The organism is Blautia sp. DFI.3.45, assembly GCF_020593505.1.
Taxonomy (GTDB): Bacteria; Bacillota; Clostridia; order Lachnospirales; family Lachnospiraceae; genus Blautia_A; species Blautia_A wexlerae.
The window spans coordinates 24,634-30,704 of the sequence record NZ_JAJDMI010000043.1; the positions used below are offsets into that span (position 1 = coordinate 24,634).

The 6,071-nt window shown below is 41.3% G+C and carries 5 protein-coding genes and 1 pseudogene; 5 read left to right on the forward strand and 1 reads right to left on the reverse strand.

Features of this window, described 5'->3' with window-relative positions; translation table 11 throughout:
- Positions 1-8: 8 nt before the first annotated feature.
- Positions 9-707 (reverse strand): annotated as a pseudogene (locus LJE09_RS13445) (ATP-binding protein); the annotation flags it as partial.
- 150 nt (positions 708-857) lie between these two features.
- Here LJE09_RS13445 and LJE09_RS13450 point away from each other — a divergent pair.
- The 5 genes from LJE09_RS13450 (at position 858) to LJE09_RS13470 (ending at position 5,894) form a co-directional block, all read left to right on the forward strand.
- Positions 858-1,046, forward strand: coding sequence for a helix-turn-helix domain-containing protein (locus LJE09_RS13450; protein ID WP_008705968.1), 189 nt, complete (start codon positions 858-860; stop codon positions 1,044-1,046).
- Entirely contained in the window at positions 1,039-1,725 is a 687-nt protein-coding gene (locus LJE09_RS13455) for a response regulator transcription factor (RefSeq protein WP_118330994.1), read from the forward strand. Before LJE09_RS13450 ends, LJE09_RS13455 begins: the two co-directional genes overlap by 8 nt.
- An 8-nt stretch (positions 1,726-1,733) precedes the next feature.
- Positions 1,734-2,771, forward strand: coding sequence for a sensor histidine kinase (locus tag LJE09_RS13460; protein WP_055153205.1), 1,038 nt, complete (start codon positions 1,734-1,736; stop codon positions 2,769-2,771).
- 109 nt (positions 2,772-2,880) lie between these two features.
- The gene (locus tag LJE09_RS13465) at positions 2,881-3,564 is read left to right on the forward strand and encodes an ABC transporter ATP-binding protein (protein WP_227311442.1); all 684 of its coding nucleotides are present in this window, start codon (positions 2,881-2,883) and stop codon (positions 3,562-3,564) included.
- Positions 3,561-5,894, forward strand: coding sequence for an ABC transporter permease (locus tag LJE09_RS13470; RefSeq protein WP_055153207.1), 2,334 nt, complete (start codon positions 3,561-3,563; stop codon positions 5,892-5,894). Before LJE09_RS13465 ends, LJE09_RS13470 begins: the two co-directional genes overlap by 4 nt.
- Positions 5,895-6,071: the final 177 nt, after the last annotated feature.

Here is a 6,071-nt window from a genome sequence, read left to right on the forward strand (position 1 = left end):
TTCTCTGTTTATTCGGAACGAACTGTAATATATTTTTGATTGCGACTTTTAGGTTTATCGGGAATAGTCATTTCTAATTGCCCGGATTCTAAAAGCGGATTGATATGCTTCAAAGTGAAGTTTCTTAAATCTTTGAAGCCGCAAAATACTGCAAGCTCTTTCTTGGATTTTGGTGTTGTGCAAAAAGCCAAAATCTGTTTGGACACCGTTGATAGTTCAATAACTTGGTGGGTAACTTGGTGGATAACTTGGTGGGCGTCACCCTCTAAGTTGTAGTTTACATTTTTCAAGATGACCCTGAAATCTGTTGCTGTTGAAGTAAATTCGGGCTTATATGCCTCTGTGTATCCAGGCAGCTTTTCGGTTTCACTGACGATTTTGCGTAGGCCACTTCCACGGCGTTCCATGTACTTCATGCGGTGGAACAGGTCAGCAATCACAGGGTTTCGTCGCATGGAACGGATACTGTAAATATCGTATTCCTGAATTGAGCCGCCGCCAAACATACCGCCCGGAGATGTGATTTCCACCCGATCATCAAACATATCAATATGGATTTCGCTGCCAAGCACAATATAATCACGATGGATAAGCGCATTGACAAGAGCCTCTGTCACAGCTCGTTCAGCATAATCCGGCTTGTCTACACGATACTGTGCCTTTTTGACAAAACGGACTTTGGAATTATTGCGAATAAATTCACTGCCGCAATATTGTATCGTTCCGGTTTATGTGATGGAATGACCTTATTATGCCTGAAAAACTGTACGATTATGCCAATTTTATAAAGCTGCGATTGGTGATAAGCTTGTATTGTTCGAGGCAAAGAACTATAATGTACGCTGTGGAGGTGCAGAATGGATTATATGACACTAAAAGAGGCCGCCGAAAAATGGGGCGTGACACCTCGTAGAGTAAATTACTATTGTGCCGCCGGGCGCATATCTGGAGCTGTAAAGATGGCAACTATCTGGCTAATTCCAAAGGATGCGGAAAAGCCGATTGATGGTCGAACAAAACAAGGAAAGGTAAAAAAGTATGAGTAATATATTACTTCTTGAAGATGATCTAAGCCTGATTAACGGGCTTTCTTTTGCTTTCAAAAAGCAGGGATTTGAATTAAATATCGCCAGAACGCTCAAAGAAGCGGAGGAATTGTGGACAGACGGAAAATATGATTTGTTGGTGTTGGACGTATCTCTGCCAGATGGGTCTGGCTTTGAATTTTGCAAAAGAGTTCGACTTAAATCAAAGGTGCCAATTATTTTTCTGACGGCTTCGGATGAGGAAACAAGTATTATTATGGGGCTGGATATTGGAGGTGATGACTATATCACAAAACCGTTCAAACTGGGGGTTCTCGTTTCAAGGATTAACGCCTTACTTCGACGTGCAAATTCTTTTCAAGCAGCAGACACAGAATTGCAGTCGAATGGCATCAAAGTTCTTTTGCTGCAAGGACAGGTTTTCAAAAATGGGGAGCTGTTGGATTTGACTGCCGCGGAATACAAGCTACTGTGCTTGTTTATGAGAAACCCAAGCATGGTGCTGACAAAGGGACAAATTTTAGATAAGCTATGGGATTGCGACGGGAATTATATCGACAGTAGTACCCTTACGGTCTATATGCGTCGGCTTCGTATGAAGATCGAGGATAATCCAAGTGAACCACAAATGCTCCTGACTGTTCGAGGTATGGGATATAAATGGAATATTATCGGGTGAGGTGCAGAATGAAGATACTGGCAAATAAAGAAATCAAAAATCTATTTCATTCGCTTTCACTGGTTTTTGGGGTTACATTTCTCTTAGCCGAGGTTTTTCTATGGCTATCATATCGCCGGCTTTCTCTGTTATTGCTAATCCTTTTTCTATTGGCTGGTGGTGCTGTATGGGCAGTCTGCTTTGTATATTTTAATCGGCAAAATCAGATCATGGAGCAGGCGATATTACAAATCAATGCGTATCTTGATGGTGATCGCAATGCCCGTATTGAATGTGACAATGAGGGCGAATTGTACCGACTGTTTCATTCCATCAATTCTTTAGCGGCAGTGTTAAATGCCCATGCAGATAACGAGTTACGAGAGAAAGAGTTTTTGAAAAATACAATCTCCGACATTTCACACCAACTGAAAACACCGCTGGCAGCACTCAATATTTATAACGGACTCCTTCAAGACGAGGATATAGAAGTGTCCTCCGTGAAAGAATTTGCGGGTTTGTCTGAGCAGGAACTTGACCGTATCGAAACACTGGTGCAAAGTCTGCTCAAGATTACAAGATTGGATGCCGGAGCCATTGTCTTGGAAAAGAACGCAGAAAATGTTGCAGATATGATGCGGGATATTGAACTGCATTTTGCATATAGAGCCAGACAGGAAAAGAAAGAAATCATTCTGTCTGGCTCGGATCATCTTTCTCTTTTTTGTGATCGTGATTGGTTGAATGAGGCAATCGACAATATTGTGAAAAATGCGTTTGACCATACAGAAAGTGGTGCAACAATTCGTGTTGCGTGGAAGGAGTTGCCGTCTGGTGTCCAAATTGTGATAACGGATAATGGATGCGGCATCCACCCAGAGGATATACATCACATCTTCAAGCGGTTTTATCGCAGCCGTTTTTCAAAGGATACACAGGGGATCGGGCTTGGCCTGCCGTTGGCAAAAGCGATTATCGAAGCTCATGGGGGCCTAATAGAAGTGGAAAGTGAATTAGGAATTGGAACGAGTTTTATAATGAACTTCCCAATTCCTACAAAATTGTAGGCTGGTTGTAGGGCTACAGTAATATTAGGGTGCTATTCTTTCAATCGTAGACAGGAAATGAAGTTTACCTGTCTACATCGCAAGAACATAAGAAAGAGGTGTTTGCACTATGAATTTATTAGAGGTCAAGAATATTTGTAAGACCTATGGCAGCGGTGAAACTGCTGTAAAAGCGCTTAGGAATGTTAGCTTTTCTGTTCCTAAGGGAGAATATGTGGCAATCGTCGGAGAATCTGGTTCGGGTAAAAGCACACTGCTGAATATGATCGGTGCGCTGGATATGCCAACTTCGGGAAAGGTGCTGATTGATGGTAAGGACATTTTTTCCATGAATGACCGAAAACTGACGGTATTTCGCCGCAGGAATATCGGCTCTATCTTTCAGGCGTTTAACCTTATCCCGGAGTTGACGGTGGAACAAAATATGATTTTTCCGCTGTTGCTGGATTATCAAAAGCCGGACAAGAGATATTTGGAGGAACTGCTGACGGTTTTGAATTTGAAAGATCGTCGTAATCATTTACCCAGTCAGCTTTCCGGCGGTCAACAGCAGAGAGTGGCGATTGGCCGCGCATTGATTACCCGTCCTTCTCTGATTCTGGCAGACGAGCCAACAGGAAATTTGGACTCACAAAACAGCAGTGAGGTCATAGCATTGCTCAAAGAAACATCGAAAAAATACGAGCAGACCATCATTATGATTACCCACAACCGCAGTATTGCGCAAACGGCAGACCGGGTATTACAGGTATCGGATGGCACTTTGACTGATTTTGGGAGGTGCCGTGAATGAAAAGCTATCTTAGTCTCATTCCCATCTCCGCAAAGGTGCGCAAGCGGCAAAATCGTATGACTGTCTTGTGTATTATCATTTCGGTGTTTCTTGTCACAGCTATTTTCAGTGTTGCTGACATGATGATACGAACAGAAAGCGATTTTATGATAAGTAACCATGGAAACTGGCACATTGCAATAAAAAATATTTCACAGAACAATGCGGATGAAATCAGTAATCGTTCAGATGTTACAGCAGTTGGTGTAGCTTCTCAATTTAATTTTGAAGGAGAACAACCGTACCGAGTCAACGAAAAACGAACTGTTTTGTATGGCACCGATGAAGTCTATATTACTCAGATTTCAAATGGAATTGTAGAAGGAACATTTCCGGCAAATGATGAGGAAGTTATGCTTACACCTAATTCTGTAACTGCTTTAGGAGTACAGCTTGGGGATAGTGTAACCTTACATACCCCTGCTGGAGATCGGACATTTACAATCTCTGGCTTTGGCACAGATGATGAAAGCTATTATAACAATCAGACTTATTTGATAGGCTCTTATCTGACACAAAGTGCATTTACTTCTGTTATGGCACAAAACGGAGTAACAAACAATGAGTTGACTTATTATGTGCAGTTTGAAAGTGCAGCGAAAGCGGCAAATGCAATAACAGAACTACAGACACAGTACCAATTATCCGATGGGAGTATTTCTGAAAATACCGGCGTTATGGGCATGGCTGGGCAAAGCAACAATACAGCGATGCAGAGTATGTACGGATTGGCAGCAATTCTATTTGTTTTAGTGTTGTTGGCAGGAATATTGATGATTTCTGGCAGTATGAATAGCATCATTGCGCAACGAACTCAATTTTTTGGAATGTTGCGTTGCATTGGTGCAAGTCGTCAACAAATTATCCGCTTTGTCCGTTTGGAGGCATTGAACTGGTGTAAAACCGCGGTACCTATTGGAGTGGTTTTTGGAACAATAATTAGTTGGATTATTTGTGCCACACTTCATTATGGAATTGGTGGAGAATTTTCTACAACGCCAGTCTTTCAGATCAGCCCTGTTGGACTTATCAGTGGTGTAGTTGTTGGAGTGGTAACAGTATTTTTAGCAGCACAATCCCCAGCAAAGCGGGCTGCTAAAGTTTCACCCATATCTGCGGTTTCTGGCAATGTAGATAATAAATCTTCTGTTAAACACGCTATCAAGTTTAGCTTAGGAAAAATTGATAATTCACTTGGCATACATCATGCGGTTGAAAAAAAGAAAAACTGGTTTCTGATGACGGCTTCCTTTGCACTGACTATTATGCTGGTTTTTTCTTTTTCTGTAATTTTAGATTTTGCAAAGCAACTTGTTCCATCGTTGAGTGTCACATCAGCCGATATAGCATTATCCAGTTATGCAAATAAAATGGATATTGAGCGCAGCCTGGTCGATGAAATCAAAAAAATAGATGGGGTTGCAAATGCTTATGGAAGTAGCTATGTAGAAAACATTCCTGCAACATCTTCAAGAGCAGGAATAGACCATATCAATATTGTTTCTTATGATGATACACTTCTAGATTACTCAAAAGGTAGTATTGCTCAGGGATCATTAGATACAGTTTACGGGAACAGTAACAAAGTGGCAACCGTATTTAATAGAAACAATTCCTTGCACATCGGTGATACCATCCAGTTTGCAGGCGAAGAAGTTGAGATTACTTGCGCTCTATCACAAGGGTTATTCGGAGATGATTTGATTATTATTTGCTCACAGGAAACATTTGACCGTATCATGGGCGATACAAAGTATGGGCTTATTGGAATTCAGTTAGATTCAAACGCTACTGAAGAAACAATAGCAGAAATTAGAAGTCTTGAAAACGATGATATTATCATTACAGATCAGCGTGAAGGCAATAAACAAAATAATGCTACATATTGGGCTGCACGAATTGTTTGTTATGGCTTCTTAGCTATTATCGGAGTTATTTCGCTGTTTAATATCGTCAATAGTATCTCTATGAGTGTATCTGCACGAATTAAGCAGTATGGTGCAATGCGAGCTGTTGGTATGGATAATAGGCAGCTTAAACGAATGATTTCTGCGGAAGCGTACACCTATGCAATTTCTGGTTTGATAGTTGGATGTGGCATTGGACTCCCGCTTAGTCGATTTTTATATAATCGTCTAATTACACATTATTTTGGAATTGAGTGGAGATTTCCTATCCTGTGGTTTGGAATTGTCGTTGCCTTTATCTTCATATCTGCTATTGTGTCTGTTTATGCTCCTGCAAAGAGAATTCGCAATATGCCAATTACTGCAACCATCAATGAATTATAGTTTCATATGTTAATCTGCCGGACGACGGCAAAAGAAAAAAAGCCGTCGTACAGCAGACATATTTTCACGCGCCTTATGAAACGGCGGCTTTGATTTCAGAGCCGCCGTTTCTTTGCGTTTGTACAAACCTATGACGACTTGCAGGGACACGGTAGCCGATTGGAGGTTATTTTGCCG